The sequence below is a fragment of the Halorussus ruber genome (assembly GCF_004765785.1).
Taxonomy (GTDB): Archaea; Halobacteriota; Halobacteria; order Halobacteriales; family Haladaptataceae; genus Halorussus; species Halorussus ruber.
The window spans coordinates 150,100-176,237 of record NZ_ML219770.1 but is presented as its reverse complement, the minus strand read 5'-3'; the positions used below and the strand labels follow the sequence as shown (position 1 = coordinate 176,237).

At 63.2% G+C, this 26,138-nt stretch carries 25 protein-coding genes and 1 pseudogene; 17 read left to right on the top strand and 9 right to left on the bottom strand.

The features are described from left to right. Positions 1-10: 10 nt before the first annotated feature. A complete protein-coding gene (locus tag EPL01_RS04220; protein WP_135824015.1) occupies positions 11-952 on the top strand; it encodes an isoaspartyl peptidase/L-asparaginase in 942 nt (313 codons plus the stop codon). A 63-nt stretch (positions 953-1,015) separates the two neighbouring features. Here the strand turns inward: EPL01_RS04220 and EPL01_RS04215 are convergent, their stop codons facing one another. Then, positions 1,016-2,641 carry a hypothetical protein gene (locus EPL01_RS04215; protein ID WP_135824014.1) on the bottom strand — a complete coding sequence of 542 codons (1,626 nt, stop codon included), beginning with the start codon at positions 2,639-2,641 and terminating at the stop codon, positions 1,016-1,018. A gap of 217 nt (positions 2,642-2,858) precedes the next feature. Between EPL01_RS04215 and map the strand changes: the two genes are divergently transcribed. Together map and EPL01_RS04205 are read left to right on the top strand one after the other, a co-directional pair. Continuing rightward, positions 2,859-3,761 (top strand): type II methionyl aminopeptidase, encoded by a 903-nt coding sequence (gene map / locus EPL01_RS04210; protein ID WP_135824013.1) that lies wholly within the window; start codon positions 2,859-2,861, stop codon positions 3,759-3,761. 434 nt (positions 3,762-4,195) lie between these two features. Then, complete coding sequence (locus EPL01_RS04205; protein ID WP_135824012.1) at positions 4,196-5,476, top strand: RNA-guided endonuclease InsQ/TnpB family protein; 1,281 nt, start codon at positions 4,196-4,198, stop codon at positions 5,474-5,476. Positions 5,477-5,526: 50 nt separating this feature from the next. Here the strand turns inward: EPL01_RS04205 and EPL01_RS04200 are convergent, their stop codons facing one another. Then, positions 5,527-5,727, bottom strand: coding sequence for a DUF7835 family putative zinc beta-ribbon protein (locus EPL01_RS04200; protein WP_135824011.1), 201 nt, complete (start codon positions 5,725-5,727; stop codon positions 5,527-5,529). 710 nt (positions 5,728-6,437) lie between these two features. On the opposite strand from EPL01_RS04200, the gene EPL01_RS04195 reads away from it, so the two are divergent. The 3 genes from EPL01_RS04195 (at position 6,438) to EPL01_RS21440 (ending at position 8,185) form a co-directional block, all read left to right on the top strand. Next, positions 6,438-6,974 (top strand): HIT family protein, encoded by a 537-nt coding sequence (locus EPL01_RS04195; RefSeq protein WP_135824010.1) that lies wholly within the window; start codon positions 6,438-6,440, stop codon positions 6,972-6,974. Positions 6,975-7,033: 59 nt separating this feature from the next. Continuing rightward, a complete protein-coding gene (locus EPL01_RS04190; RefSeq protein ID WP_135824009.1) occupies positions 7,034-7,960 on the top strand; it encodes a cation diffusion facilitator family transporter in 927 nt (308 codons plus the stop codon). An 87-nt stretch (positions 7,961-8,047) separates the two neighbouring features. After that, positions 8,048-8,185, top strand: coding sequence for a DUF7503 family protein (locus EPL01_RS21440; protein ID WP_168215801.1), 138 nt, complete (start codon positions 8,048-8,050; stop codon positions 8,183-8,185). Between the two features lie 50 nt (positions 8,186-8,235). Here the strand turns inward: EPL01_RS21440 and EPL01_RS04185 are convergent, their stop codons facing one another. After that, positions 8,236-9,486, bottom strand: a complete 1,251-nt coding sequence (locus tag EPL01_RS04185) for a tRNA (N(6)-L-threonylcarbamoyladenosine(37)-C(2))-methylthiotransferase (protein WP_135824008.1) — start codon at positions 9,484-9,486, stop codon at positions 8,236-8,238. Positions 9,487-9,782: 296 nt separating this feature from the next. Between EPL01_RS04185 and EPL01_RS04180 the strand changes: the two genes are divergently transcribed. The 4 genes and pseudogenes from EPL01_RS04180 to EPL01_RS04170 all read left to right on the top strand — a co-directional run bounded on the left by EPL01_RS04180 (position 9,783) and on the right by EPL01_RS04170 (position 13,155). Next, complete coding sequence (locus tag EPL01_RS04180; protein WP_135824007.1) at positions 9,783-10,787, top strand: sodium:calcium antiporter; 1,005 nt, start codon at positions 9,783-9,785, stop codon at positions 10,785-10,787. Between the two features lie 447 nt (positions 10,788-11,234). Further along, positions 11,235-12,005 carry a mechanosensitive ion channel family protein gene (locus EPL01_RS04175; protein WP_135824006.1) on the top strand — a complete coding sequence of 257 codons (771 nt, stop codon included), beginning with the start codon at positions 11,235-11,237 and terminating at the stop codon, positions 12,003-12,005. A gap of 78 nt (positions 12,006-12,083) precedes the next feature. Next, positions 12,084-12,320 (top strand): annotated as a pseudogene (locus tag EPL01_RS22360) (YihY/virulence factor BrkB family protein); the annotation flags it as partial. A gap of 19 nt (positions 12,321-12,339) precedes the next feature. Next, complete coding sequence (locus EPL01_RS04170; RefSeq protein WP_368279061.1) at positions 12,340-13,155, top strand: YhjD/YihY/BrkB family envelope integrity protein; 816 nt, start codon at positions 12,340-12,342, stop codon at positions 13,153-13,155. A gap of 3 nt (positions 13,156-13,158) precedes the next feature. Here EPL01_RS04170 and deoC read toward each other — a convergent pair whose 3' ends face one another. The 3 genes from deoC to tmk all read right to left on the bottom strand — a co-directional run bounded on the left by deoC (position 13,159) and on the right by tmk (position 15,310). Next, a complete protein-coding gene (gene deoC / locus EPL01_RS04165; protein ID WP_135824005.1) occupies positions 13,159-13,836 on the bottom strand; it encodes a deoxyribose-phosphate aldolase in 678 nt (225 codons plus the stop codon). 374 nt (positions 13,837-14,210) lie between these two features. Then, a complete protein-coding gene (locus EPL01_RS04160) occupies positions 14,211-14,651 on the bottom strand; it encodes a hypothetical protein (RefSeq protein WP_135824004.1) in 441 nt (146 codons plus the stop codon). Between the two features lie 29 nt (positions 14,652-14,680). Beyond that, positions 14,681-15,310, bottom strand: coding sequence for a dTMP kinase (tmk, locus tag EPL01_RS04155; protein WP_135824003.1), 630 nt, complete (start codon positions 15,308-15,310; stop codon positions 14,681-14,683). 168 nt (positions 15,311-15,478) lie between these two features. On the opposite strand from tmk, the gene EPL01_RS04150 reads away from it, so the two are divergent. From EPL01_RS04150 to cofG, 7 genes are all read left to right on the top strand, one after another. Further along, on the top strand, positions 15,479-16,369 hold the full coding sequence (locus EPL01_RS04150) for a complex I NDUFA9 subunit family protein (protein WP_135824002.1): 891 nt from the start codon (positions 15,479-15,481) through the stop codon (positions 16,367-16,369). Positions 16,370-16,630: 261 nt separating this feature from the next. Then, entirely contained in the window at positions 16,631-17,809 is a 1,179-nt protein-coding gene (locus EPL01_RS04145; RefSeq protein WP_135824001.1) for a tubulin/FtsZ family protein, read from the top strand. Beyond that, positions 17,787-18,572 (top strand): hypothetical protein, encoded by a 786-nt coding sequence (locus EPL01_RS04140; protein ID WP_135824000.1) that lies wholly within the window; start codon positions 17,787-17,789, stop codon positions 18,570-18,572. Before EPL01_RS04145 ends, EPL01_RS04140 begins: the two co-directional genes overlap by 23 nt. A gap of 553 nt (positions 18,573-19,125) precedes the next feature. Then, positions 19,126-19,767: a 2-phospho-L-lactate guanylyltransferase gene (cofC, locus tag EPL01_RS04135; protein ID WP_135823999.1), complete on the top strand. Its 642-nt coding sequence runs from the start codon at positions 19,126-19,128 to the stop codon at positions 19,765-19,767. A 62-nt stretch (positions 19,768-19,829) separates the two neighbouring features. Then, positions 19,830-21,116: an ATP-binding protein gene (locus EPL01_RS04130; protein WP_135823998.1), complete on the top strand. Its 1,287-nt coding sequence runs from the start codon at positions 19,830-19,832 to the stop codon at positions 21,114-21,116. Between the two features lie 50 nt (positions 21,117-21,166). Then, on the top strand, positions 21,167-21,742 hold the full coding sequence (locus EPL01_RS04125; protein ID WP_135823997.1) for a hypothetical protein: 576 nt from the start codon (positions 21,167-21,169) through the stop codon (positions 21,740-21,742). 41 nt (positions 21,743-21,783) lie between these two features. Further along, positions 21,784-22,908, top strand: coding sequence for a 7,8-didemethyl-8-hydroxy-5-deazariboflavin synthase subunit CofG (gene cofG, locus EPL01_RS04120; RefSeq protein WP_135823996.1), 1,125 nt, complete (start codon positions 21,784-21,786; stop codon positions 22,906-22,908). A gap of 186 nt (positions 22,909-23,094) precedes the next feature. Here the strand turns inward: cofG and EPL01_RS04115 are convergent, their stop codons facing one another. The 3 genes from EPL01_RS04115 to EPL01_RS04105 are packed head-to-tail and all read right to left on the bottom strand — an operon-like array spanning position 23,095 to position 26,120. After that, positions 23,095-24,189, bottom strand: coding sequence for a hybrid sensor histidine kinase/response regulator (locus EPL01_RS04115; RefSeq protein ID WP_135823995.1), 1,095 nt, complete (start codon positions 24,187-24,189; stop codon positions 23,095-23,097). Next, positions 24,182-24,631, bottom strand: a complete 450-nt coding sequence (locus EPL01_RS04110) for a response regulator (protein ID WP_135823994.1) — start codon at positions 24,629-24,631, stop codon at positions 24,182-24,184. Before EPL01_RS04110 ends, EPL01_RS04115 begins: the two co-directional genes overlap by 8 nt. Next, positions 24,624-26,120 carry a sensor histidine kinase gene (locus tag EPL01_RS04105; protein WP_135823993.1) on the bottom strand — a complete coding sequence of 499 codons (1,497 nt, stop codon included), beginning with the start codon at positions 26,118-26,120 and terminating at the stop codon, positions 24,624-24,626. Before EPL01_RS04105 ends, EPL01_RS04110 begins: the two co-directional genes overlap by 8 nt. Positions 26,121-26,138: the final 18 nt, after the last annotated feature.

Below are 26,138 nucleotides of genomic sequence, written 5' to 3'. Positions count from 1 at the left end.
ACCACCTCGCATGCACGTCATCGTCCACGGCGGGGCCGGAAGCGACCCCGACGAACCCGAACCCAGACAGGCAGTCCTCGACGAGGCCGCCGAGACCGGCGCAGAAGCGTCCTCGGTCCTCGACGCGGTCGAGTCCGCGGTCCGCGTCCTCGAATCCTCGCCCCGGTTCAACGCCGGGGTCGGCGGCGCGGTCCAGAGCGACGGCGAAATCCGGACCGACGCGGGCGTGATGACCAGCGACCGAGAAGCGGGCGCGGTCTCCTCGATGCGCGGCGTCGAACACGCCGTCAGCGCCGCGAGAGTCGTGCTCGAGGAGACGCCCCACGTCTTCGTCTCCGGCGACCACGCGGTCGAACTCGCGGCGGACTACGGCGTCGAGACCGGCGTGGACCTCTGGTCAGAGGACACCCGCGAGAAGTGGAACGATCTCGATTCGGTCCCCGAAGGCAGTCCGAGCGAACACCTCGACTGGCTCCGCGAGAAGTTCGGCGGAAGCCCCGACAGCGCGGAGGGCGACGGCGATTCCGCAGACGCCGACTCGGCGGAATCCAATCCCAAGGACCACGACACCGTCGGCGCGGTCGCCTACGACCCCGAGACCGACGAGTTCGCGGCCGCGACCTCGACCGGCGGGCGATGGCTCGCGCTGGCCGGTCGAGTCGGCGACGTACCCCAAATCGGCAGCGGCTTCTTCGCGGCCCCGGCTGGCGCGGCCAGCGCGACCGGCGCGGGCGAGGACATCGCCAAGGCCACGCTAACTCGCCGGGCGGTCCGTCACCTCGAATCGGGCCACACCGCTCAGCAGGCCGCCGACCGCGCCATCGAGGAGTTCGCCGAACTCACCGGCTCGTCGGCGGGCGTCATCGTCCTTGACGGCGACGGGACGGCCGGGAGCGCGTTCAACTCCGACGCGATGCAGACCGCGGTCGCTCGGTCGTTCGCCGACGAGTAGTCCGCCAGCGCCGCGGCTGTCGATTGCGCCCGAAAAAGAGTCGAAATCGGAGTCAGCGCCGCGTTACGCTTCCGCGGTCGTCGTCTCGCCCGCTTCGGTCGTCGTCTCGTTGCCCATCGCGGTGGTGGTCTGACCTGCCTCTGCGGTCGTGGTCTGACCGGCCGCGGTGGTCGTCTGACCGGCCGCGGTCGTGGTCTGATCCGCCGCGGTGGTGGTCTCCTCCTCTTCGGGCTGGTTCAGCTGTTCGTCGGTCTGGTTGCCCTCCGCGATTTCGAGCTGGGCGGTCGAGCGAGCGCCGTCGGTGTAGACGCCGTGAGTGAACGTCCCGCCGGGGAACTGCCCGATGGAGACGTTGAACGTCACGGTCGTGCTGGCACCGGCGTTGACCTGCACGAGCTGGGCCTGCACGACGTTGCCCGCGACTCGGTAGGACACCTGCTTTGCGATGTCGTCGTTACCGAGGTTGACGACGCGGGCCGTCACGGTGTACTGCTGGCCCTGCTCGACCTGCGAGGGAGCCTCCAGGTCGCGGATGTCCACGATTGCGAGCTGGCCTCCCTGCACGTTGACGGCGCTGGCCGCCGCCGAGTTGATGGTCGCGCGCTGGACGGTCACGGTCTGGGCGGAGATGCTCTCGATGACGGTTTCCTCGCCCTCTTGTCCGGTCGCTCCGGTCTCTTCTTCGGTCGTGGTCTCTTCTTCGGTCGTGGTATCTTCGACTTCTTCGGTCGTCGTGGTTTCCTCCTCGGCCATGGTGGTCGTCTCACCCGCGGCCGTGGTGGTTTCGTCTTGGAATGCGCCTTCCTGCGTGGTGGTTTCGCCTGCCATCGTGGTCGTCTCACCACCTTCGGCCATCGTGGTTTCCTCCTCGGCCGTGGTCGTCTCTTCGGCCTCGGTGGTGGTCTCCTCAGCCATGGTCGTCGTCTCCTCGGCCATGGTGGTCTCCTCGGCCATGGTGGTCTCCTGGGCGGTCTGGCGCGCCTCGGCGTCGATGTTCGTGATGATCATCGTCCGGACGTTCATCTCCTGGACGTCGACGTTCCGGATGGTCGCGCTATCGACAGACACGTCGCCCATCTGGGTCTGACCGCCATCCATCTGCTGGGTGGTGGTCTCCTGACCCTCGGCCATCGTGGTGGTCTCTTGGCCGTCCGCGGCCGTGGTGGTCTCCTGACCCATCGCGGTCGTGGTCTCGTCCTGAAGTGCGCCTTCGGCGGTCGTGGTCGCCTGCTGGCCGCCGTTCTGGCTCGCGTTGGACTCCACGCGGAAGTTCTGGACGTTCATCCGCGAGACGCTCATCTGCTCGATGGTCAGGTCCTGCACCGTGACCGACTCGACCGACGCGTTCCCGCTCAGCGCCTGCGAGAGCGTCTGGTCTTCGGTCTGCAGGCTCTCCAGCGAGACGTTCTCGAACGAGAGCCGCTGAAGCCTGACGTTCCGCAGGGTCGCGTTCTCTACCGGGTCTTGGGAGCCTGCAACGCTCACTCTATCGACCTGCAACTGCTGTATCGTGGCGTTCTCGACCGTGGCGTTTGCCAACTGCAATTGGTCGACTGTCACGTTCTGTAACGTCACTCCCTCCGTCGATGCGGAGGCCGACGACGATGACGTTCCCCCGAGGGCCGCCAGCGGGACGCTGGCGAGGACGAGAACGGTCACCATCAACACTACGCCTGTTTCTCGTTGCATATGCAGGACATCATATCGCTGGAATCGCCAATAAACGGGAGCAACCGTTCGGGAACGTTCGGGGTTTTGACGGGCTATTACTGGCGTTACAGCCGAATTATTTCTCGAGTACGACCGCCCTAACCGCTCGGTGATATGTACCCAGTCGGAGACGAGATCGCTCGACGCCGAATCGTGAGGCGCAAACTCTTTCCGGCGCTCAGGCCAACACGAATCCATGAGCAGTAGCGACGTGGACCTCGAAGCCGAGAAGTACGAGAAGCACCGTGAGGCTGGCGAAATCCTCGCACAGGTCCGCGAGGAGGCCGCCGAACGAGTCGAGGTCGGCACCACTCAGTTGGAGGTCGCGGAGTACGCCGAGGACCGAATCCGAGAACTCGGCGGCGAACCCGCCTTCCCGGTCAACATCAGCGTCGACGAGGAGGCCGCTCACGCGACTCCCGCCGCGGACGACGACACCGAGTTCGGCGAGGAGATGGTGAACCTCGACATCGGGGTCCACATCGACGGCTGGATCGCCGACACCGCCATCACGGTGGACCTCTCGGGCAACCCGGACCTCAAAGAAGCCAGCGAGGAGGCCCTCCAGGCCGCCATCGAGATGGTCGAACCCGGCGTCGAGACCGGCGACATCGGCGCGGAAATCGAGTCGGTCATCGACGGCTACGGCTACAACCCGGTGGTCAACCTCACGGGCCACGGTCTCGACCAGTACCAGCAACACGTCTCGCCCAACATCCCGAACCGCGCCGTCTCGCAGGGCGTCGAACTCGAAGTCGGCGACGTGGTGGCCATCGAACCGTTCGCCACCGACGGCACCGGCAAGGTCACCGAGGGCAACGACGAGGAGATCTTCGCCCTCGAACGCGAGGGGTCGGTTCGGGACCGACAGGCTCGGAAGGCCCTCGAACAGATTACCGAGGAGTTCAAGACGCTCCCGTTCGCCCAGCGCTGGCTCGACGTGCCCCGCGCCGAGATGGCCCTGCGCCGCCTCAAGATGAACAACATCGTCCACGGCTACCCCGTCCTCAAGGAGGACGACGGCAAACTCGTGAGCCAGAAGGAACACACCCTCATCGTGACCGAGGACGGCTGTGAAGTGACGACGGAGTCGAACTGACGAGAGCGGACTGGGATTCCGCGAGCGAGGGTCTCCTCCGCGAGCGAGGACCCCACTCGGACAATTCTCTACGAGTATCTATCCAGCATTCGGAGTAGCTAAACAAACGTATTTGTTTCTCTCGTCGGTACTCGTCTCGAAAAAGAATCGTTGTTCCGGACACCGAATCGAACGTCCGTCGGTACCGATGGACGCTCTGGCCGTCGTCTCCCGGCGACGGCCCGGCGCGTTCGGACAGACGCGAAACACGGCGGAAACCCCTCCACCCGAGCGGCGGGGAAGTCGGCGGCGTTACGGAGAATCGAGGAGAAAGCCCCGGCCTTCAGGGCGGGGATGAATCTGTCATGGGCTTTCAGAAACTATCGTTCGATGGCACGGCAGGATATTCCTCGCTTCTCGGAACTATTAAGTAATATTGACTATATAGGTCACGTATGGCGAAACAGGTCGTCACCCGCACCTACACTGCTTCCATCAGGAACCAGCAACAGGTGTCCGACGACCTTGACGCCCTCGGGTTCGCCGCGTCCAAACTCTGGAACGTCGGACGGTGGACAATCAGTCGCGTCTGGGATGCAATCGACTACATCCCCGAACACGACGAACTCACCGCCTACCTCAAGCGCCACGAACGCTACGATGACCTGCATTCGCAGTCAAGTCAGCGAGTTTTGCAAGAACTCGCTGAGGCGTTCGCCGGCTGGTACGCCAAACGACACAACGGAGACACGAACGCGAACCCGCCCGGCTACCGCAAACACGGCGACGAACACCCACGAAGCACGGTCACGTTCAAGCACAAAGGCTTCAAACTCGACACCCAGTACAACCGCGTCCGACTCAGCAAAGGCTCGAACCTCAAGGAGTATTGGTCGGACTTCATCCTCTGTGAATACCAGACCCGTCCCGACGTTGACCTCTCCACCGTTGAGAACGTCCAACAAGTCCGGGCAGTCTGGACTGGTGAGGAGTGGGAACTGCACTTCGTCTGCAAAGTCGAAATCGAAGTGTCAGAGGAACCCGGTGAGCAAACGGTGGGTGTTGACCTCGGCATCAACAACTTCGCCGCACTCGCCTACGAAGATGGCCACAGCGAGCTGTATCCGCTCAACTGCCTGAAGCAGGACGACTACTACTTCAGCAAACGCATCGCTCGCTGTGACGACTCGGACTCCGAGCAGGCCACACGGTTGAACCAGAAAAAATCGGCCCGCCGCACCCACTACTTCCACACCCTCTCAAAACACATCGTTCAGCGGTGTGTTGACGAAGGTGTTGGAATCATCGTGGTGGGCGACCTCTCCGGTATCCGCGAGGACGAGGAGGACAGCGAGGCGAAGAACTGGGGCACGCACGGCAACCTCGACCTGCATTCGTGGGCGTTCGACCGCTTCACCGACCTCCTCGAATATAAGGCCGAGATGGAAGGCATCACGGTTGAAGAAGTGTCTGAGCGGGATACCTCGAGGTCGTGTTCGTGTTGCGGTCGGAAGCGTAACGCGAACCGCGTTGAGCGCGGGTTGTACGTCTGTGATGAGTGCGACTTGGTGGCGAATGCGGACGTGAACGGTGCTGAGAACATTCGACAGAAAGTATCTCCGAGTCCCGCCACGGATGGCGGTGATAGGAGTAACGGCTGGTTGGCACAGCCATCGACGTTCCTGTTTGACAAGGAAACTGGTAGATTCACACCTCAAGAACAGGTCACGTCGTAAACCACAATATCCCAACGCGGGAATCCTTGCCCTTCAGGGCGGGGAGGATGTCAAGCGTTGTTCATCCGCTGGCTAGAAGTCTCGCCACAGATTTCGCACTCCGTGACGCGGTAGGGCTCGCGCGAGAACTCGGCGTTCTCTCGCTTCTGGCTCTCGGTCCGAATCTGAACGGAGACCTCGTGTGGGGTCTCGCGTTCGCACTCGTCGCACGATTCCGTAATCGCCTGGAAGCTCTGGTTTTGTGTTGCCATCGTGACCTTCCTCTCAGTCTTTCCTTGTGCTGATAGGTGCATAAAAACCCCAATCCGTTGGGGGGCGTTCGAACCGTTCATTCCGACGCTGTCTTGCGATTTCATCCCGAAAATACACGAGAATCCCCGAAACAGTTTATAGCCTCGTTAGAAGAAGTAATGAAACAAAAACTCCGTGCAACGGCCGAAGATTTTAAATAGGTGGTTCGGCGGACAGGGGTCCGAACGCTGAAACTGCCGAAACCGAACCGAGGCGGTTGCAAAACTGCTATCTCGGGTTCGGCGCCCCCGTCTGCACCGAGAGCGGCCTCGAAGGCCAGCCGAGCGCCCGGGCGGCTCGGGTGCGGTCCGCCACGCCACGCTCGACGCCCCGGACCCGGCGTCCGAGCGCACGCAGACGGTCTGGCGACCGGCCCGCAGGCGGCGGCTTCCCCCTCGCCGGAGGGACGGTGAGTCGTGGTATCACGGAAAGGATACTGTAGGCTCTCTAATACCACGCCCGGAAAGAACGACTGGGCGACGGCGTAGCGTGTCCCTCCTCTGGCCGCTGTCGGACGACTGCTCAGACGAGCGCAGACTCCTCTCGACGCTTAGTCCGGAAACGAAAACGACGTTCGACCGGAAAACTGGCGATTTCCGTGAACGACCGAGACGGGTCGGACCGCGCTCGAACCGCCGGAAGCTAACTGTTGGCGGACGATGGGCGACGCATGGAGCAAGTATTCGCACCGTGGCGTATCGAGTGGGTCGAGCGAGACGGCGACGAGGACGCAATCGAGGGCTGCGTCTTCTGCGAACTCCCCGAGCGCGACGACGACCGCGAACACCTCGTCGTCGCCCGGAGCGACCACGCCTTCGTGATGTTCAACAACTACCCCTACAACCCCGGTCACGCGATGGTCATCCCCCGCGAACACACCGGGGACTACCGGGACCTCTCCGAGGAGGTCCTGCTCGACCACGCCCGCCTCAAACAGCGGACCTTCGACGCGCTCGAAACCGCGCTCTCGCCCGACGGCTTCAACGCGGGCCTCAACCTCGGCCACGGCGCTGGCGGGTCGATAGACGACCACCTCCACACCCACGTCGTCCCGCGCTGGCAGGGCGACACGAACTTCATGCCGGTCATCTCGGACACGAAGGTCATCGTGGAGGCGCTCGACGAGACCTACGACCGGGTGCGGGAGGCCTTCGCCGAGCAGGACGGTACTGACGGGTCGGGAGACGGCGCGGTTCGCGTCGAGTAGCTCCTCCCCGGCGTCGGTAAGCGACACGCCCTTGTCCCGGTAGTCCGAAAGGCAGTCCGATGAGTAACCGCGCGATTCGCCGAGTGGGCGCGGTCGTGCTGGCGGCCAACGTCCTGCTGGTGGTCGCCAAGGGCCTCGTCTGGTGGACGACCGGAAGCCTCGCGGTCGGCTCCGAGGCGGTCAACAGCCTCGCGGACTCGGCCTACAGCCTCGTCATCCTCGCGGGACTCTACCTGACGACCCAGCCGCCCGACTTCAGCCACCCCCACGGCCACGAGCGCATCGAACCGTTCGTCTCGCTGTTCATCGCGCTCGGCGTGTTCGCGGCGGGCGGCGCTGTCCTCTGGCGGTCGATTTCGTCGGTCCTCGCTGGCACCGTCTCGACCGCACCGACCGCCCCGGCCGCGGTCGCGGTGCTGGTCGCCACCGCGGTCGTCAAGTACGGTCTCTATCGCTACTGCGTGGGCGTCGCCGAGCGAACCCACTCGCCAGCCCTGACCGCGACCGCGCTGGACAACCGCAACGACATCTTGACCGCGGGCGCGGCGCTGGTCGGCGTCCTCGGCTCGTCGGCCGGTCTGCCGGTCCTCGACCCCATCGCGGCGGGCGTCGTCTCGCTCGGCATCCTCTACACGGGCTACGAAATCGTCCAAGACAACATCGACTACCTCGTCGGGAGCGCCCCGCCCGAGGACCTCCGGGTCGAAATCATCCGGCGCGCCCTCGCCCACCCGGACGTGAAGGGTGCCCACGACGTCATCGCCCACTACGTCGGCCCGGAAATCGACGTGAGCCTCCACATCGAAGTCGAGGGCGACCGAACCCTGTTCGAGGCCCACGACATCGAGACCGACGTGGTGGAAGCGATTCGGGAACTCGAGGAGGTGGACGACGTGTTCGTCCACGTGGACCCGAAGGAACTCGGCGAGTGGAAGGCCGACGAGACTATCGACGAGTTGGTCGGCGACGGCAACGCCGAGAAGTAGTTTCGACTGCTGACGGCGCGCTTTTATTTTCGGGTTCTATTAGACGGTGAGAAAACATATATGCAATCGGATAGAGTCTCTGTACGGATGAGTCGAAATCGCAGTCTCACGGAGTTCGTCTCCGAACGGCCGCGGGTGCTGAGTGCGCTCTGGACAGCCGCCCTCGCCGGGTCGACGGTGGCCAAGGTAGTCGTTTCGAGCGGCGGCGCGACGACCGGTCCGTAGTCGGTCCCGTTCGAGTCCCCGCTTTTTTGCTAGCCGTCGTCGTCGCAGAATCAGACCGGTTCGCCGAAGGCGTAGACCGTGCTGTGGCCCGTGATTTCCACGTCCACGAAGTCGCCGACCTCGACGCCGTGGTCGTCGGCGTTCTGGACGATGACCTGCCGGTAGGCCTCGTCGTAGCACTTCACGGAGTCGCCGGTACCCTCCTCGACCACCAGCACCTCGTGGGTCTCGCCGACCATCGCGTCGTAGGCCTCGGCGACGACGTCCATCTTCGCGTCGGTCATCTCCTTCGAGCGGTCCTTCTTGACCTGCCCGCCCAGCCCCTTCATGTCGGCGGCGTCGGTGCCGGGGCGCTTGGAGAACCGCGTGACGTTGATTTTCTCGGGGCGGGTCTCGCGCAGCAGCGCCATGCTCTGGGCGTGGTCTTCGTCTTCCTCGGTCGGGAAGCCCACGATGAAGTCGGTCGAGAGCGTCCAGTAGTCCAGATACTCCTCGAAGGTCTCGACGATTTCGACGTACTCTTCGACCTGATGCTGGCGGCGCATGTCGCCCAGCACGTCGTCCGAGCCCGACTGGACCGGCGCGTGGATGAAGTTGTACAACTTGTCGTTCTCGGCGAAGACCGCCGCGAGTTCCTCGCGGATGCCGTGGACGCCCTTCGGGTTCGCCATGCCGACCCGGACTCTAAACTCGCCCTCGATGTCGCAGATGCGGTCCAGCAGTTCGTGGAGCTTTCGCTCGCCGTCGTCCCAGCCGTAGACGCCGGTGTCTTGGCCGGTAATCCGAATCTCCTTCGCTCCGGCGTGGACCAGCGCGCGGGCCTTCTCGACGTTCTCTTCGACCGGCGGGGAGTCGATTTTCCCGGTCGCCTTCTTCGTGATGCAGTACGAGCAGTCCGACATGCACCCTCGGGCGATGGGCAGGATGCCGATGACGCCGTCGAGGACGGGTTCGGCGTCGGGCGTCGTGGTCGGGCACTCGCCGTTGGTGACGGCCTCGGGCACCTCGTCCCAGTGCAGCACGTCGGCGTCCACCCCGGCCTCGCGGAACTGTTCGCCCTGCGCGAGCGCCATGCAACCGGTCACGATGAGGTCCGCCGTCTCGTCTTCCAACTCCTCGGCCCGCCGGAGCATGTTGCGCTCGGTCTTCTCGACGACTGTACAGGTGTTCAGGATAGCCACGTCGGCCTCGTCTGCGCCTTCGACGCGGCGGTGGCCCGCGTCGCGGAGCCGCCGCTCGATTTGGCGGCTCTCGCCCCGGTTCGACGTGCAACCGTAGGTTTCGATGTGATACCGGGCCATTCGCTTACGGGACGTTTCGGCTACGCGGTCAAAAGCGCGACGGATTGACTCCCCAACTTTCTCGTGAGGAGTTGCCACTCTCTGCGTGAGGTGCGATAGTCCCGCGGAGGAATACGACTCCGGAAACAATAGAATACGTCTTTCGGAATCAATATACCGTCTTTAAGAACCATACTTATTTCTCTGTCTGTCCTTCGCTATCGACGGCTCTCCCGCCTCGAACTCGCTTTTTCCGTCCGCGTCCGACTGCTGGTCGGCCCACAATCGACTTTGCCGCCGACGTTCATTTCTCCGCCGTGTCCCTCCTCTGGTCGCTCGTCGTCGCCGTGGCCTCGACAGCCGTCATCTGGAAGGGGAGCCTCTGGCTCGAGGAGGCCGCCGAGAAACTGGCGGCCTACTACGGCCTGCCCGCCATCGTGCAGGGCGCGGTGGTCGCCGCGGTCGGGTCGAGCTTTCCCGAACTGTCGAGTACCGTCATCGCCACGTTCGTCCACGGCGACTTCGAACTCGGGGCGGCGGCTATCATCGGGTCGGCGGTGTTCAACATCCTCGTTATCCCCGCCCTGTCCACGCTGGCTGGCACCGAGAACCTCGAAGCCGACCGGGCGGTCGTCTTCAAAGAGACCCAGTTCTACATGGTCGCGGTCGCGGCCACGCTGGTCGTCTTCTCGTTCGCGGTCATCTACTTCCCGAGTCCGGACTCGGCGCTCTCGGGCACGCTCAACCGACCGCTCGCGCTCCTGCTGGTCGCGCTCTACGTCCTCTACATCTTCATCCAGTACCTCGACACCCGCGACCTGCGCGAGGTCCGCGTCACCGACGCGAATCCGGGGCGACTCTGGGCCACGCTCGCGGTCAGCCTCGTCGTCATCGTCGTCGGCGTCGAGGGACTGGTCACGGCCGTGCTCGACTTCGAGGAGACGTTCGGCATCCCGAGTTTCTTCTGGGGGCTGACCGTCGTCGCGGTCGTCACCAGCCTCCCCGACACGTTCGTCAGCGTGCGCTCCTCGCAGAAGGGCGAGGGCGTGACCAGCCTCGCCAACGTCCTCGGGAGCAACGTCTTCGACCTGTTGGTGGCGCTCCCGGCGGGGGTCCTCGTCGCTGGCGCGACCACCGTGAACTTCGCCGTCGCGGTTCCGATGATGGCGGCGCTGGTCGCGGCGACCGTCCTCTTCTTCGCGCTGGCCCGGACCGACCTCGAACTGACTAGCGGCGAGGCGTACGGCCTGCTGGCCGCCTACGGAGCGTTCGTCGGGTGGCTCCTGCTGGAGACCGCGGGCGTGACGAACCTCTTAGCGTGACGCGCTTCTATCGTGAACGCTGTTCGGAACTTTCCGGCCACAGAAAAATCCCGTTTCAGCTTCTCTGATTCCGACAGGCTCGCCACCGGTTCGGCGGGCTTCGACCGCGCCGCAACCCGGCCACGCCACGTTCTCTGGAGCTGGACTGTCCCTCGAAATCGGTCAGAACCCCCGGCTCGCGTCACTGTCTAACGTTTCGGCCGGTCGAGCGTCTGGTTCGTCGGGTTTGTTTCGTCGATGTCTCGGGCGCGTGTCCGTTCCGCTGTGTTTCACCGAGGCGTCCGGCTGCCGGTCGGTGTTGACAGTGTTTTGATTCGTGGGCTGGTTTCCGGTTCGAAGCCCCCGAAAACCAACGATGCGTGGCCTGAAACCGGCGTTCGGTATGCGGCCAAGAACAAACTACGCCCGACGACTGGTCTCTGCTACCGGGACCGCCCGGTGAGAACTATGAACGTACCATACGTACTGCTACAAGCCAACGGCGGAGAACTGTTCGGAAACTTACCCGAGTGGCTCGGTAACAGCCTCTCGGAGATTATCGCCGCGCTCCCGCGGTTGTTCGGCGCTGTCGTCATCCTGCTCATCGGTTGGGCCGTCGGTCGGATACTCGGTGGCGTGGTATCCACCGTGGCCGACAAGGCCGGACTCGACCAGAGCGCGCGGGGCACCCCTCTCGGTCGGATGATGGGCGACTCGCGCGACGCGCTCTCGAACTTCCTCGGCAAGGTGTCGGCGTGGTTCGTCTACGCGCTGGCTATCCTCGCGGCGGCGAACACGCTCGCTATCCCCATCCTCTCGGAGTGGATAGCCACCGCGGTCTCGTACCTCCCGGCGTTCATCGCCGGTCTGCTGGTCATCATCGGCGGGTTCATCGTCTCGGACTTCATCGGCGACGCCATCACGAGGACTCGCGCGGCGACCCACTCGGCGTACACCAACTACTTCGCCACGGGCGTCCGGATGTTCCTGTACTTCACCGCGGTCGTCATCGGTCTCGACACGATGGGCGTCGACGTGGAGCTGCTCTACATCTTCGCCCAAGCCCTCGCGTGGGGTCTGGCCGCGGGCCTCGCGCTCGCCATCGGCGTCGGGTTCGGGTGGGGAAGCAAAGACTACATCGCCAACAACATGAACCGCTGGGCGGGCACCGCCCGGTCCAGCGCGTCGAGCATCTCCCAGAGCCAGAGTCAGGGGTCGCCCTCGGGCGACGACGACTGACGATTCCTTTTCGGCGTCCGTTTCGGTTTCTCGGCGACCGGCCACGCGAGTTTTTTGCCTGCCGACCCGACCCAGAGTATGGGAACTGTCTCTCGGGCACGGGGGTTCGGACGGCGAGTGTACGCCGACTTCTCCGAGAAGAACGTGACGTTCATGGCCGCGGGTATCGCCTACAACGCGTTCGTCTCGCTCGCGCCGACGCTCCTGTTGCTCCTGCTGGTCGTCTCGACGTTCGGCGGCGGTCTCGAAACCCGAATCGTCGCCATCGCGGGGAACTGGCTTCCCGGCCCGATAGCGAACGTGGTCGAGGAGATATTCCGCGGCGACTCGTCGGCTGCCGGAGCGTCGTTCATCGGACTGGTCGTCCTGGTGTGGGGACCTCAAGATATTCCGGGGACTCGACACCGCCTTCTCCGAGATCTACGAGACCGAGAGCAAGAACTCCTTCGTGGACCAACTGACGGACGGACCGGTCGTCCTCGTCGCGCTGGTCGTCGCCGTCGTCGCTACGGTCGGCGTCACGGCGGCCTTCTCCCAGTTCTCGGACGTGATTCCCTTCCTCGGCTTCCTGACGCCGCTGGTGCTGGTCGCCGGACTCGTCGTCGCGTTCGCGCCGATGTACTACCGGTTCCCCGACGCCGATGTGAGGATGGCCGACAGCCTTCCCGGTGTCGTGTTCGCCGCGGTCGGGTGGGCGGCGCTTCAGGGCGTCTTTCAGGTGTATCTCACGTTCAAGGACCCCGGTTCGGGGAGCTTCTTCGGCAGCGTCGTCGTCGTGACCTACCTCTACTTCTCGGGACTCGTCCTCCTGCTCGGCACGGTCATCAACGCCGTCGTCGGCGACCACTCCTCGGGCGAACCGGGCGGCGTCAGACGGGGCGCGACCAGCCACGACATCGAACGCGAGGAGACCCTCGGCCGCGACGAGGTCGCCGACTACCTCGACCGACTCCGGAGCGAACTGGCCGGTCGCTACGACGGGATGGGTTCGGGACGCGCCGACGAGCGCCCCCGGCCGGACGGCGACGTGGAACTGGTCGAACACCGGACGGCCGACGGCGACGAGCGCCGCTGGACGGTCACGCTTCGGTGGGACGCAGACGAGGAGGCCCGGGACTCCGCGCGGAGCGAACGCCCCGCCGACGACTGAGAATCAGTAGTTCTGCCGAAAGTCCTCCACGATTTCGACGCCCGAACTCGCGCCGATGCGCTCGGCCCCGGCGTCGAACATCGCTTCGGCCTGCTCGTAGTTACCGACGCCGCCGCTGGCTTTGACCGGCAGGTACTCGCTCATCAGTTCCACGTCCGCGACTTTCGCGCCGCCGCTGACGGCTTCGTCGTCTGCTCGTTCCGAGGGAACGCTGGCGAACCCGGTCGAGGTCTTGACGAACGCGGCGTCTGCCTCCTCGGCGGCGGCGCAGGCCCGGCGCTTCTCGTCGTCGGAGAGCAGCGCCGTCTCGATGATGACCTTCACGGGAATCGGCACCGCGGCGACGACTTCCTCGATGTCCTCGCGGACGGCCTCGTCGTCTCCGGCCGTGAGTCGCCCGATATTGACGACCACGTCCAACTCGTCCGCGCCGTCCTCGTAGGCGATGGTGGCCTCCTCGCGCTTGGCCGCGGTGGCGTTCTGGCCGTGGGGGAACCCGATGACGGTGGCGAGGGTCACGTCGGGGGCGTACTCCTCGGCCTCGGCGACGTAGCACGGCGGGATGCAGGCGTTCATGCCGTACTCCTCGGCCTCGTCGAGGAGTTCTTCTACGTCGTCGAGGGTCGTTTCGGGTCCGAGGACCGTGTGGTCGATTTTCGCGGCGAGTTCGCTGTCGTTCATACCCGGGTGAAACACGGCGTGACGGTAAAAATGCGGTTATCTCTGGGGGCTGGGCGGTTTGTCGTCGGATGATGGGTAGACGAATATATTTGTGTTAGGAATTATTTTTAATTTCCTAGGAATTTTTAGTTATTCTTGCGGCGTCATCGCAGGTGATGGTGAGTGACAGGAAGCTAGCTTCAGGCCGAAGCCGAGGAGTCTCCCGCACCGCAACCGCGACCGCGGACCTCACGCCTCCCCAGCCTCTTGCGTTGCTCGGGGTTCGCATTCGCTCACACCCTGCGCTACTCGTCCCTCGCGCGGTTCGGCGCGGCGACAAGACGCCGCGCCAGCGCGCGCCGGGTGGTCTGTGAAAAGAAGCGGTGAAAGAGTAGCTACTCCGCCAAAATAATCCGCGCGAGAACCAGCGCAGTCAGCGTCGGGGCGGCCGAGAGCCACCCGAAGCCGCCCAGAATCGCCAGCAACTCCCACGAGTAGAGGAGACCGGGGCCGCTCACGAGGACGATGGCGGCGACAATCCCCAGCGCGGCCCGGACCCACGCCAGCGTCTCCGGCCCGGCCCAGACCACCGCGAAGGCGTCGAGCGCGTCGGCGAGGACTACCGCAATCAGGACCCACGAGACCCTGACGCGGGTCGGCGGCGACACCTTCTCGGGCGGGTCGGGGACCGGAAAGACGAGTCTGATGCGCTCGGGGAGGCGCACGTCGGGGAGCAAAATCGGCGGGAGCGAGAAGCTGAATCCGGGGTCGTCGTCGTCTCGCTCGACTCGACCTCGCTCTCGCGGGGGCGTTCGCCCGGCGTCCTCGTCTGCCATGGTTGTGCTACGTCACCGATGCCCAAAGTCTATTCGTCGCGTCCGAGTCCGTCGCCGGACGTTCCGGACTCCTCGCGGTCTTCGAGCAGGCGCTCGATTACGTCCACCGTCGAGTCGAGGACCTCCTCGGGCGACCGGGAGGCGTCGATGCGGACGAACCGCTCGGGTTCGGCGTCGACGAGTCGCTCGTAGTTCGACTGGACCTGACTCAGGAAGGCCGCCTGCTCGAACTTGTTGGTCGCGCCGCTCCGGGCCGCGCCCGTCTCGGGGTCCACGTCGAAGTAGAGCGTCGCGTCCGGCGGTCGAGTCCACGGCTGGTGGACGCCCCGGATGTACTCCAGCGGGCGCTTGACGTGGTCCCCGATGCTGACCGCCTGATAGGCGTACCGCGAGTCGGAGTAGCGGTCCGAGACGACGACTTCCCCGTCGGCGAGCGCGGGCCGGACCGTCTCGGCGAGGTGGTTGGCGTGGTCGGCGGTGAAGAGGAACAACTCCGCGAGCGAGTCGGCGTCGTCGTCGCCCATGGAGCGTTCGACGGCGTCGCCGTACCACGTGTCGGTGGGTTCGCGGGTGAAGACGAACTCGGGGAACTCCTCGCGGAGGACCTCCCAGACCGTCGTCTTGCCGCTCCCGTCGATTCCCTCCAGCGTGATGAGCATACTCGGGTGGTGGTTTCGCCGCGGTATAAAGACCCGCGAGTCGAGTCCGGGGTCGAGCCAGAGGTGAGCCGGGGGTTGGCCACCCTCGACCCGAGACCGGCCCGAGTCGAGGGCAGAAACCTCCGCCACGGCAGTTACTTTTACTTCCCGACGGTACTTATTTCGGATATGAACATTCTCGTCGCGGGAGGAACTGGATTCGTCGGTTCGTACCTGGTCCCCGAACTGGTCGAGCGCGGCCACGACGTAACTGCTCTCGCGCGCGACCCCTCGGAGGCCGACTTCCCCGAGAGCGTCGAACTCGCTCGCGGTGACGTGACCGCCTACGACTCCATCGAAGGCGCGTTCGAGGGCCAAGACGTCGTGGTCAACCTCGTGGCGCTCTCGCCGCTGTTCAAGCCCTCCGGCGGGAAGTCCCACACGAAGGTCCACCTCGGCGGAACGCAGAACGTCGTCAACGCCGCCGAGGAGCACGGCGTGGGGAAAATCGTCCAGATGAGCGCGCTCGACGCGAACCCGACCGGCCCGACCGAGTACCTCCGGGCGAAGGGCCAAGCGGAGCAAGTCGTGACGGATTCGGGCCTCGACTACACCATCTTCCGACCCTCGGTCATCTTCGGCGAGGGCGGCGAGTTCGTCTCGTTCACGAAGGTGCTGACGACGCCCTACGTCACGGCCCTGCCCGGCGGCGGTCGGAGTCGCTTCCAACCGATTTGGATAGGAGACCTCGCGCCGATGCTCGCGGCGGGCGTCGAGGAGGACCACGACGGCGAGACCTACGAAATCGGCGGCCCGGAGGTGCTGACGCTCGCGGAGGTGACCAAACTCGCCTACCGCGCGGAGGGCAAGTCGGTGACGGTTCTGCCCCTCCCGATGGCGTTCGCGCGCCTCGGCCTGACCGCGGCCGACCCGATTCCGTTCGTCCCCTTCGGGAGCGACCAGTACCGGTCGCTCAAACTCGACAACACGGTCTCGAACAACGACATCGGCGCGTTCGGCGTCGAGGAGTCCGATTTGACGACGCTGGCGGAGTATCTCGGTGTAGAAGACCGGCCGTAGCGGCGGGCCTCCGGCGTTCTCGCCCCCGCCGACGCTCCGTCGATAATCGAGAGCGTACGCTTTCCCGTTCTTTAACATCTCTATTTAAGTATAAACTTAAAAGGACATGTCCGATGACTGGTGGGGTCCGATTAGTCGGAAATGTCGGCTTACCGCCCGTCGATTGGGTATAATCCGGACTTTCCGGTGAGTACAGAGCGGACCAAAAGGATTATCACCCCTTCGCGGTTGTGTTTCTCCCAACGGAGTACGGTCCGGAAAATGAAGCTCGCAATGATTGGTTTCGGGCAGGCCGGTGGGAAGATAGTCGACAAATTCCTGGAGTACGACCAGCGGACGGGCAGCAATATCGTCCGTTCGGCGGTCGCAGTGAACTCCGCGAAAGCCGACTTGATGGGCCTCGACGAGGTCCCACAGGACAATCGCGTCCTCATTGGTCAGTCCCGAGTGAAAGGTCACGGTGTCGGAGCAGACAACGAACTCGGCGCGGAAATCGCCGAAGAGGACATAGACGAGATTCAGGGAGCAATCGACAACATCCCTGTTCACGAAGTCGATGCCTTCCTCATCGTCGCGGGGATGGGTGGTGGAACTGGGTCCGGTGGTGCCCCGGTGCTGGCAAAGCACCTCAAGCGCATCTACACCGAACCCGTCTACGGCCTCGGTATCCTGCCCGGAAGCGACGAGGGGGGTATCTACACGCTGAACGCCGCGCGGTCGTTCCAGACGTTCGTCCGCGAGGTGGACAACCTGATGGTGTTCGACAACGACGCGTGGCGTCAGTCGGGCGAATCCATCGAGAGCGGGTACGAGGAGATCAACGAGGAAATCGTCCGCCGGTTCGGCATCCTGTTCGGCGCGGGCGAGGTCGACGGCGACGACGCGGTCGCAGAGAGCGTCGTGGACTCCAGCGAAATCATCAACACGCTCGCCGGGGGTGGCGTCTCGACCATCGGCTACGCGGCCGAAGAGGTCGAAAACGCCAACTCCGGAAGCGGCCTGCTGTCGCGGTTCACCGGGAGCGACGACGAACCGACCGACACCGCCAACACGACGAACCGAATCACGAGTCTGGTTCGCAAGGCGGCGCTCGGCCGACTCACCCTGCCCTGTGAAATCGAAGGCTCCGAGCGCGCGCTCCTCGTGTTGAGCGGTCCGCCGCAGCACCTCAATCGGAAAGGCATAGAGCGCGGGCGGAAGTGGCTCGAAGAGCAGACCGGTTCCATGGAGGTCCGGGGCGGCGACTATCCGGTTTCGGATTCCCAGTACGTCGCCAGCGTCGTTCTCCTGTCGGGCGTGAACAACGTCCCGCGCGTCAAGGAGCTACAGGAAGTCGCCATCGAGGCACAGGAGAACATCGACGAGATTCAGGAACAGAGCGAAGAGAACTTGGAAGAACTAGTGGAGGATGACGACGATGAACTCGAACCACTCTTCTAAGCTCCTCGCGCTGTTGCTCGCCTGCACGCTGGTCGTCTCGGCGGTCGGTCCCGCCGCGGCGATGTCGGCGTCGGCCAGCGGCGCACCCGGCGAGGCCGAAGTCGGTTCGGACGTGTCCACGACGTTCACCATCACGAAGCCGTTCAGCGACTACGACTCGTGGACCCTCAACGGGACGACGGAGCTGACCGGCGTGACGTGGACCGTCGAACTCTACGACCAGGGCGGTGCCAAGATAGACCAGAAGTCCTACGACGGCCAGTCGTTCGACCACGACCTCGAGAAGAGCGACGCCTACGAGGTCAAGGTCCAAATCGAGGGCACGGTCCCCGAGGTGGAGAACTTCACCTACGACCCGGCCCAGAGCCTCTCCCTCGCGGAACTGAATCAGGTCCGCGAAGGCGGCAGTAGCGAGGCCATCGACTCGTGGGACTTCCGGCCGTACACCGAGGAGAGCGACGACGCGCGCTCGGCCATCGAGAACGCCGAGGAGTCCATCGAGGACGCCGAGGACAGCGGCGCGGGCGTCTCGGAAGCCCAGAGTAACTACGAGGACGCCATCAGCGCCTTCGACGGCGAAAACTTCGGGTTGGCGACTGACCTCGCCACGAAGGCCCAGGACAAGGCCGAGAGTTCCCAGCAGTCGAACCAGCAGACCCAGATGCTGCTGTACGGCGGCGCTGGCCTCCTCGCGCTGGTCGTCGTGGTCGGCGGATTCCTCTGGTACCGCAACCAGCAGGACGACTACGACAAACTCCGATAGCGCGCTTCGCTTTTCGGACCTCTTCTGAACTCTCGACCCGCGCGGGTCGAGTTCGCGTTCTCCTCGGGAGCGTCGGGGGTGACCAACGTGGCGGTTGTTTTGATTGCTTAACAAATTGTTTAGATATTCTTAACACAACTATTCCTGTCTTTAGACCGGTCGGCGCGGGACGCGCCGACCGGCTCACTCGCCTGCACAAGCTCGGCTGACCAACCGCCAGCGAACGCTCGACTGCCCAAACCACCACGGGTGGGATGAAGGGGCCGGTCGCTCGCGTCCACTTCAGTCGCTCCTCGACCCCTATCCGTCGCAACGACGTCCGTCGGATATGTCGAGGAGCGACCGCGAGCGACCGGGGGCTTCAAGAGGCCGTCACCACGGCAGTTCTGCTGTTTGCACTTACTGTTCCACCAAGACGAAGTGACCGGACACGGGGACTTCAAGAATACAACACAGTCACCTCACCGACGATAGCGGTCGGATTTCCATCTGAATCCACTCTTCGACTCCATTCCGTACCCTCTTAAGGAACGACGAGCGAGTCCCAACAGAGATGCGAGTCGTCGTGCCCTACGCGGCCAGCGACCCCAAGACCCGGTTAGCCGACGCGCTCTCGCCCGAGGAGCGCCGGGCGTTCGCCGACGCGATGCTCGAAGACGTGCTGGCCGCGGTGCGGGCGACCGGCCGGGAACCCGAGGTCCTTGCGACCGCGCCGGTCGAGGCGGACGCGCCCGTCGTCGTGGACGAGCGCCCGCTGACCGAGGCCGTCAACGCGCTCCTCGCGGGCGAACTCGCGGAAACCGCGACCGAAGGAGCGACCGACGAGTCGGTCGCGGTCGTGATGGCCGACCTCGCGCTGGCGACCCCCGAGGCGCTCGCGCGCCTCTTCGAATGCGAAGGAGACGTGGTCCTCGCGCCCGGCCGCGGCGGCGGGACGAACGCGCTGGTCGCGCGCCACCCCGACTTTCGCGTAGATTACCACGGGACCTCCTACCTCGACCACCGCCGGGCGGCCCGCGAGGTCGGGGCCGCGGTATCGGTCGTGGACTCCCACCGACTGGCGACCGACGTGGACGAGCGCGCGGACCTGGCGGAGGTGCTGATTCACGGCTCCGGCGCGTCGTTCGAGTGGCTGCGCGGGGCGGGGTTCGAGTTGGCGAGCGACGAGAGTCGGGTTGGCGTGGTTCGGGAGTAGGGACCGCGAGAAGGCCACCGTTTTAATATCATGAGGGCCAAGGTAGGTGTAACTGAACAGCGATGACGAAACTCGAACACATCGAGGTTGAGGGGTTCAAGGGGTTGGAGCATGTCGAGTTCGAGCCTACCGATATTAATCTGATTACTGGGAGGAACAACACTGGGAAGACCTCGTTTTTGGAGGCCGTTGATCTGCTTTTTGAGCCAATAAATCTTCAGGAGTTCGGCAATAACCTTGATTCCGTAATTCATAGGGATTTCGATTACACGGAAATCTCTGGAAAATGTGGTTCAGAAAATCTTAAAATTGAGATAAGAAAGCCATCCCTATCGGAAGCAGAGAGGTTGTTTTTTGAAATCGCTTCTGATATTGGCGGGTTTCAGATGACTCTCACACAATTTACTACGGAAGAGGGAACGGAGATTTCCTCTGAAGAGGGAAAAACAGGGGCACCAAGGCAGATCTACGAGGATATCCGTAACTCAGTTGTAGATGCGATAAAAGAAAATATGGTTAGGGAGCCAACTGAAGAGCTTCAAGATGAAATTTTAATACTTTCTGCAGCAGATAGAGAATATCCCTGTTTTATGGGTGGGAAAAAGAGCACCTCGCTCATAAAAAGAATCATAAAGGATGTAATGAATGAATTCCAAGAAAACGAGGACATTGATGATCATGGTTTCTACCACAATCAACGAGGCCCAAGAGGCTATTTTGAATTTTATTCTAGAAGAGTAGAATTGGGACTTCCCCCTGAAAATACGTTTATAAAACAACCAAAATCGGGAAACTCGGCTACCTTTATCAAATCAACAATTCTTACCAAGAGTATTAATGAAACCAACGATAGTCAAGAGTCGGTTAAAATAGATGACATTGGCGACTTCATCAAAGAGAAAGGTATCGTAGATAGACTGAAAACCTTCAGTTTAGATACCCTGATTTTTGAAACGGAAGATGGCGAGAAACAACCGATTCCCTACGATTTCATGGGTGACGGTTTCAAAGCCATGGTCGGTCTCCTCTGGGAACTCATGGACGACGAAGTAGAGGACCAAATCGTCCTTATTGAAGAACCGGAGACTCACATGCACCCCGGCTACGTCGCCGAACTCGTCCACTTCCTCATTAACCTCGCACGCGACGAGAACATCCAGTTCTTCATCACGACGCACGACCACGATTTCATCAAAGATTTCTTCATGGATATGCCCGAGGAGAAACGCGAATATCTCGAAGACGAGTTCTCGCTGGTCAAGATGGACGACTTCGGGGCGGACGTATCGACCTACGAGGAGGCCGAACACCACCTGAAAGACCTGCATCTGGACCTTCGAGGGATTTAGGCTCGATGTCGAAGATAGTCTTCAGCGAGGGAGAGCGTGACGTACGCTTCATGCGAAAGTTTTTCGACAACTATCACGATAATCCACAGCTTGACGACCTCGTAATCGGGAATCTCTCGAAGGACGAACTACTCCACGAGGAGTCCGACAAGATTCGGTCGTTCTTGGGTGGATGGAACAACCACAACCTGCTGGTCAAATCGGAGAACGGCAAGCCGAACCTCAAGCGTGGGTTCTCGTTCGTCATCCGCGACTTGGCGACCAAACCGGTGGAAAAATACGTCCTCGTGGACCTCGATACCACCGATATCGACAGTTTCGTGGACGACATTCGGGAGCGCGTCCGACAGCGTCACCGCGGCGCAGGACTACGAATTGGCGAAGTCGAGCGTGGTGGCCGATGCCGCGAGATGGTCGTCAAGGACGTCACGCTGGAAAACGAGCGCGGTAACGACCCCCGAACCGGATTCACGATTCTCGCGTTCCGCGAGGACTTGGAAGTCGCCGCAGGTATCGACAAGGACGAGGACGGCCCGGAAGACGAGGCCCGGAAACTGGCGTCACTACTCGATGGCGGTTCGTTCGACAGACTCCTCCAGCGGACCCTCCTCGAAACGCCCGACTGAACTTCCAAACCCTTTTCCTCGCCGTCGCGTAGTTCCGGAGGATGGCAGGTGCCGACATCCCGGGAGGAGACGAGTACGACATTTCCATCGACTTCGAGGAGTCCGAAATACAACGCCTCCTCTCCATCACCCCCGAGGACGTGGAACCCGCCGACGAACTCACCTTCGCCAAGAACGTCTTCGTTCCCCTCACCACCGCCTGTCGGTACACCTGCACCTACTGCACCTACTTCGACCCGCCGGGCGAGGCGTCGCTCCTCTCGCCCGAGGAGGTCCGAGACATTCTCCAAACAGGCGCGGACGCCGGATGTACCGAGGCGCTGTTCACCTTCGGCGACGACCCCGACGACCGGTACACGCAGATTCACGACCAACTCGCGGAGTGGGGTCACGACTCCATCCATACCTACCTCCGCGAGGTCTGCGAGATTGCACTCGACGAGGGCCTACTTCCCCACAGCAACCCCGGCGACCAGACCCGCGAGCAGATGGAACTCGTCGCGGACGTGAACGCCTCGATGGGCGTGATGCTCGAAACCACCGCCGACGTGGGTGCCCACGCCGGACCCCGAGTCAAGAACCCCGGCCAGCGCCTGAACACCATCCGGAACGCGGGCGAGTTGGGGGTCCCGTTCACCACGGGGATTCTCGTCGGCATCGGCGAGGAGTGGCGCGACCGAGCCGAGAGTCTGCTCGCCATCCGCGAGATGCACGAGCGCTACGGGCACGTGCAGGAGGTCATCGTCCAGAACGTCGTCCCCAACGAGCGGTCGAGCTACGAACGGCCGTCGGTCGAGACCATGCGCCGCGTCGTGGCGATGGCCCGCGAGTGCCTGCCCGAAGAAGTCTCGGTGCAGGTCCCGCCGAACCTCTCGCCGACCCGCGAGTTGCTCGACTGCGGCGTGGACGACTTGGGCGGCGTCTCGCCGGTCACCGACGACCACATCAATCCCGAGTACAAGTGGCCCGCGCTGAAGGAACTGGAGGACATCGCCGACGAGGCGGGCGTCCCACTGCGCGAGCGCCTGCCGGTCTATCGGCGGTACCTGCCCGACGAGTTCGACAGAATCGAAGCGGACGGCGAGTGGGTTTCCGAGACGATTCGAGAAGCAATCGCGGCCGACGACGAAGCAGGCGAGCGGTACCGGTCGGTCCTCTCGGTCTGAGTCGCGTCAGTAGCTCCCGCCGAAGTTACTCTGCTATGTTTAAGAAATCAGAATCGTTGTCTAACGGTTGCAATTCTTTTCGAGACGACGAATCCATTTTCGTTCACGTCCGGCAGGCGATTCCGCCGCGGCGGAATCGCCTGCCTCGACCGGGGAAAACGTCGTCGGCGCTGTGGCTCGGCGACGCTACAACGCCACGAGTTCGACGACGAACACCGCGCCGCGAGGGTCGTTGTCCTCGACGCGGACCGACCCGCCGTACTGGCTGACGAGCGTATCGACCAGATAGAGGCCGATGCCGGTGCCCGAACTGTCGAGGCCCTGCTCTCCCCGGCCGAAGATGGTCTCCTTCTGTGCGTCGGGGACGCCCGGCCCGTCGTCCGCGATGGAGATTGCTATCGTTTCGCCTCGGTCCTCGACGCCGACTTCGATGGTGGGTTCCTCGGCGTCGTTGTGCTGGACGGCGTTGTTCAGCAGGTTGCTGAACACCGACGAGAGCATGTTGTTGGCCTGAACCGTGGCGTCCGGAATCTCGCCGTCCACGACGACGGTCGCGTCCCCGTGGGAGGTCCGAATCTTTCGGACCTCGGATTCGAGGACTCGACCCGCGTCCACCGGTTCGAGGTTCGGGTCTTGGTCGCCCGTGATGGTTTCGAGCAGGGTCGAGACCGTCTCGGTGAGTTCCACGACGTGTTCGCTGTTGTCCAGCATTCGGTCGAGTAACTCCTCGTGGTCGGCATCCGAGACCTGCTCGCGCAGGAGTTGTCCCGTGCCGTGGACCACGTTCATGTCGTTGCGGATGTCGTGTTCGAGAATCTGGTTCAGGATGGCGAGTTGCTCGGTCCGGCGGGCGAGTTCCTGCTCGTTCTTCTTTCGCTCCATCGCGTAGCGCATCGTCCGGACCAGCAGCTCCCCGTCGATTTCGCCCTTCACGAGGTAGTCCTGCGCGCCGCGCTGGACCGCGTTGACGCCGAACTCGCGGTCGTTGAGGCCGGTCAGCAGGACGATTGGCTCCTCGTCGGTCTGGGCCAGCACCGAGTCTAAGGTCTCCTCGCCGCTGCTGTCGGGGAGCATCAGGTCCAGCAGGATGATGTCCACCGGTTCGGCTTCGAGCGTGTCGAGGCCGTCTCCGAGTCGCTCCTCGTGGACCAGCGAGATGTTGGGAGAGAGCTGACTGCTGTCGTCCAGCAGGCTCCCCTTCATCTGAATCATCTCCTCGATGAGTCGAGCGTCGCCCTCGTTGTCCTCGATTAGGAGGATGGTTGTTTCGTCCTCAGTCATCGTTCGGTGGAAGTTTGACGATGGAGAGCCAGAACTCCTCTAAGTTCTGGGCCACGTCGATGAACTGGTCGATGTCCACCGGCTTGGTGATGTAGGCGTTGGCGTGGAGTTCGTAGCTCTTGGCGATGTCCTCCTCTGCCTCGGAACTGGTCAGCACGACCACCGGAATCCGCCGGAGCTCCCGGTCCTCGTCGATTTCCTTCAACACCTCCTTGCCGTCCTTCCGGGGCAGGTTGAGGTCCAGCAGGATGAGGTCCGGTTGCGGGGTGTCCTCGTACTCGCCCTCGCAACGGAGGAACTTCATCGCCTCCACGCCGTCGCCGACCACGTGGAGGTTGTTCAGCACGTCGCCCTGTTCGAGGGCCTCCTCGGTCAGGCGCACGTCGCCGGGATTGTCCTCGACCAGCAGAATCTCGATGGGTTCGCCGAATCCGTCATTCATCGGTCTCACCTCCGCTGTCTCCTCGTTCTCCGTCATCTTCTCTACTACCGTCATCCCGCGCGGGGAGCGTGAACGAGAACGTCGAGCCGTCGCCGACTTCCGACTCGACCCAGATGTCGCCGTCGTGGCGGTCGAGTATCTTCTTGCACATCGCCAGTCCGATGCCGGTGCCCGAGTACTCGTCCTTGCCGTGAAGCCGCGAGAAGATGCGGAAGACCTCCTCGCGCTCGTCTTCCGGAATACCGATGCCGTTGTCGCTGACCGAGAAGACGTACTTCTCGCCGTCGCGCTCGGCCGAGACGTGAATCCGAGGCGGTCCCTCGTCGCAGTACTTGATGCCGTTGCTCACCAGATTCTGGAGCAGCATCACCATCTGGCTCTCGTCGCAGACCACGGTCGGCAACTCGTCGTGAGTGACCTCGGCGTCGCTCTCGGCGATGGCGACCTGCAGGTTGTCCTCGGCCTGCGTGAGGACCGACCCGAAGTCGGTCTCCTCGAAGTCGCCCCCGCGGGTGTCGACCCGCGAGTACTGGAGGAGGTCGTTTATCATCTCCTTCATCCGGTTCGCGCCGTCGACGGCGTAGTCGATGAACTCCTGTGCGTCGTCGTCCAACTCGTCTTTGTACTTGCGTTCGAGCAACTGCATGTACGAAGAGACCATCCGGAGTGGTTCCTGCAAGTCGTGGGAGGCAACGTAGGCGAACTGCTCCAACTGGGCGTTCGACTCCTCGAGTTTCTCGACGGCGTCCTTCAACTCGATTTCGGCCTCCTTGCGCTCGGTGATGTCCCGAGCGATGACCTGAAACGTCTCGCGCTCGCCCGGCAGGTCAACCGAGACGAAGACGTTGTGGAAGTACTCGCCGCCGTAGCCGTCCTCGAAGCGCCGAGTTTCGCCGGTCTCGATGACCTCGCGGCCGACTTCGAGTCGCTCGTCGGCGATCTCCTCGGGGACTAACTCGTAGAGCGACTGCCCGGTCAACTCGGTGGGGGTCAGGCCGAAGGAGTCGGCCATCGCCTCGTTGGTCATGACGAACTCGCCGTCGGCGCTGATTTGGGCGATGAGGTCTGGCGAGTTGTCCACCAACAGTTCGTACTTCTTTTCGGTGCGGTGCTGTTCGACCGCGTTGTCGATTTGGTTCGCCAGTTTCTCGAACTGCTGTTGGCCCTCCGACTTCTGGAAGTAGTGGGTCACGCCCGCGGCGACCGCTTCGCTGGCGACCGCTTCGCTCCCGGTCCCCGTCAGGAGGATGAACGGCTGTTCGAAGCCTCGCTCGCGGGCGGTTTCGAGGAACTCGATTCCGTTCCGGCCCGGCATCTGGTAGTCGGTGACGACGCAATCGACCTCCGCGTCGGCGAGGCGGTCGAGGCCCTCGCTCGCGTCCGCCGCCGTCATCGTCGTCATGTCGTAGTCCGTCGCAAGAGTGTCGGCAACGAGTTGCGCGTAGAAACTGCTGTCGTCGACGACCAACACCCGAATAGAGGTGTCCATGTATGTGGCTCATTCGCA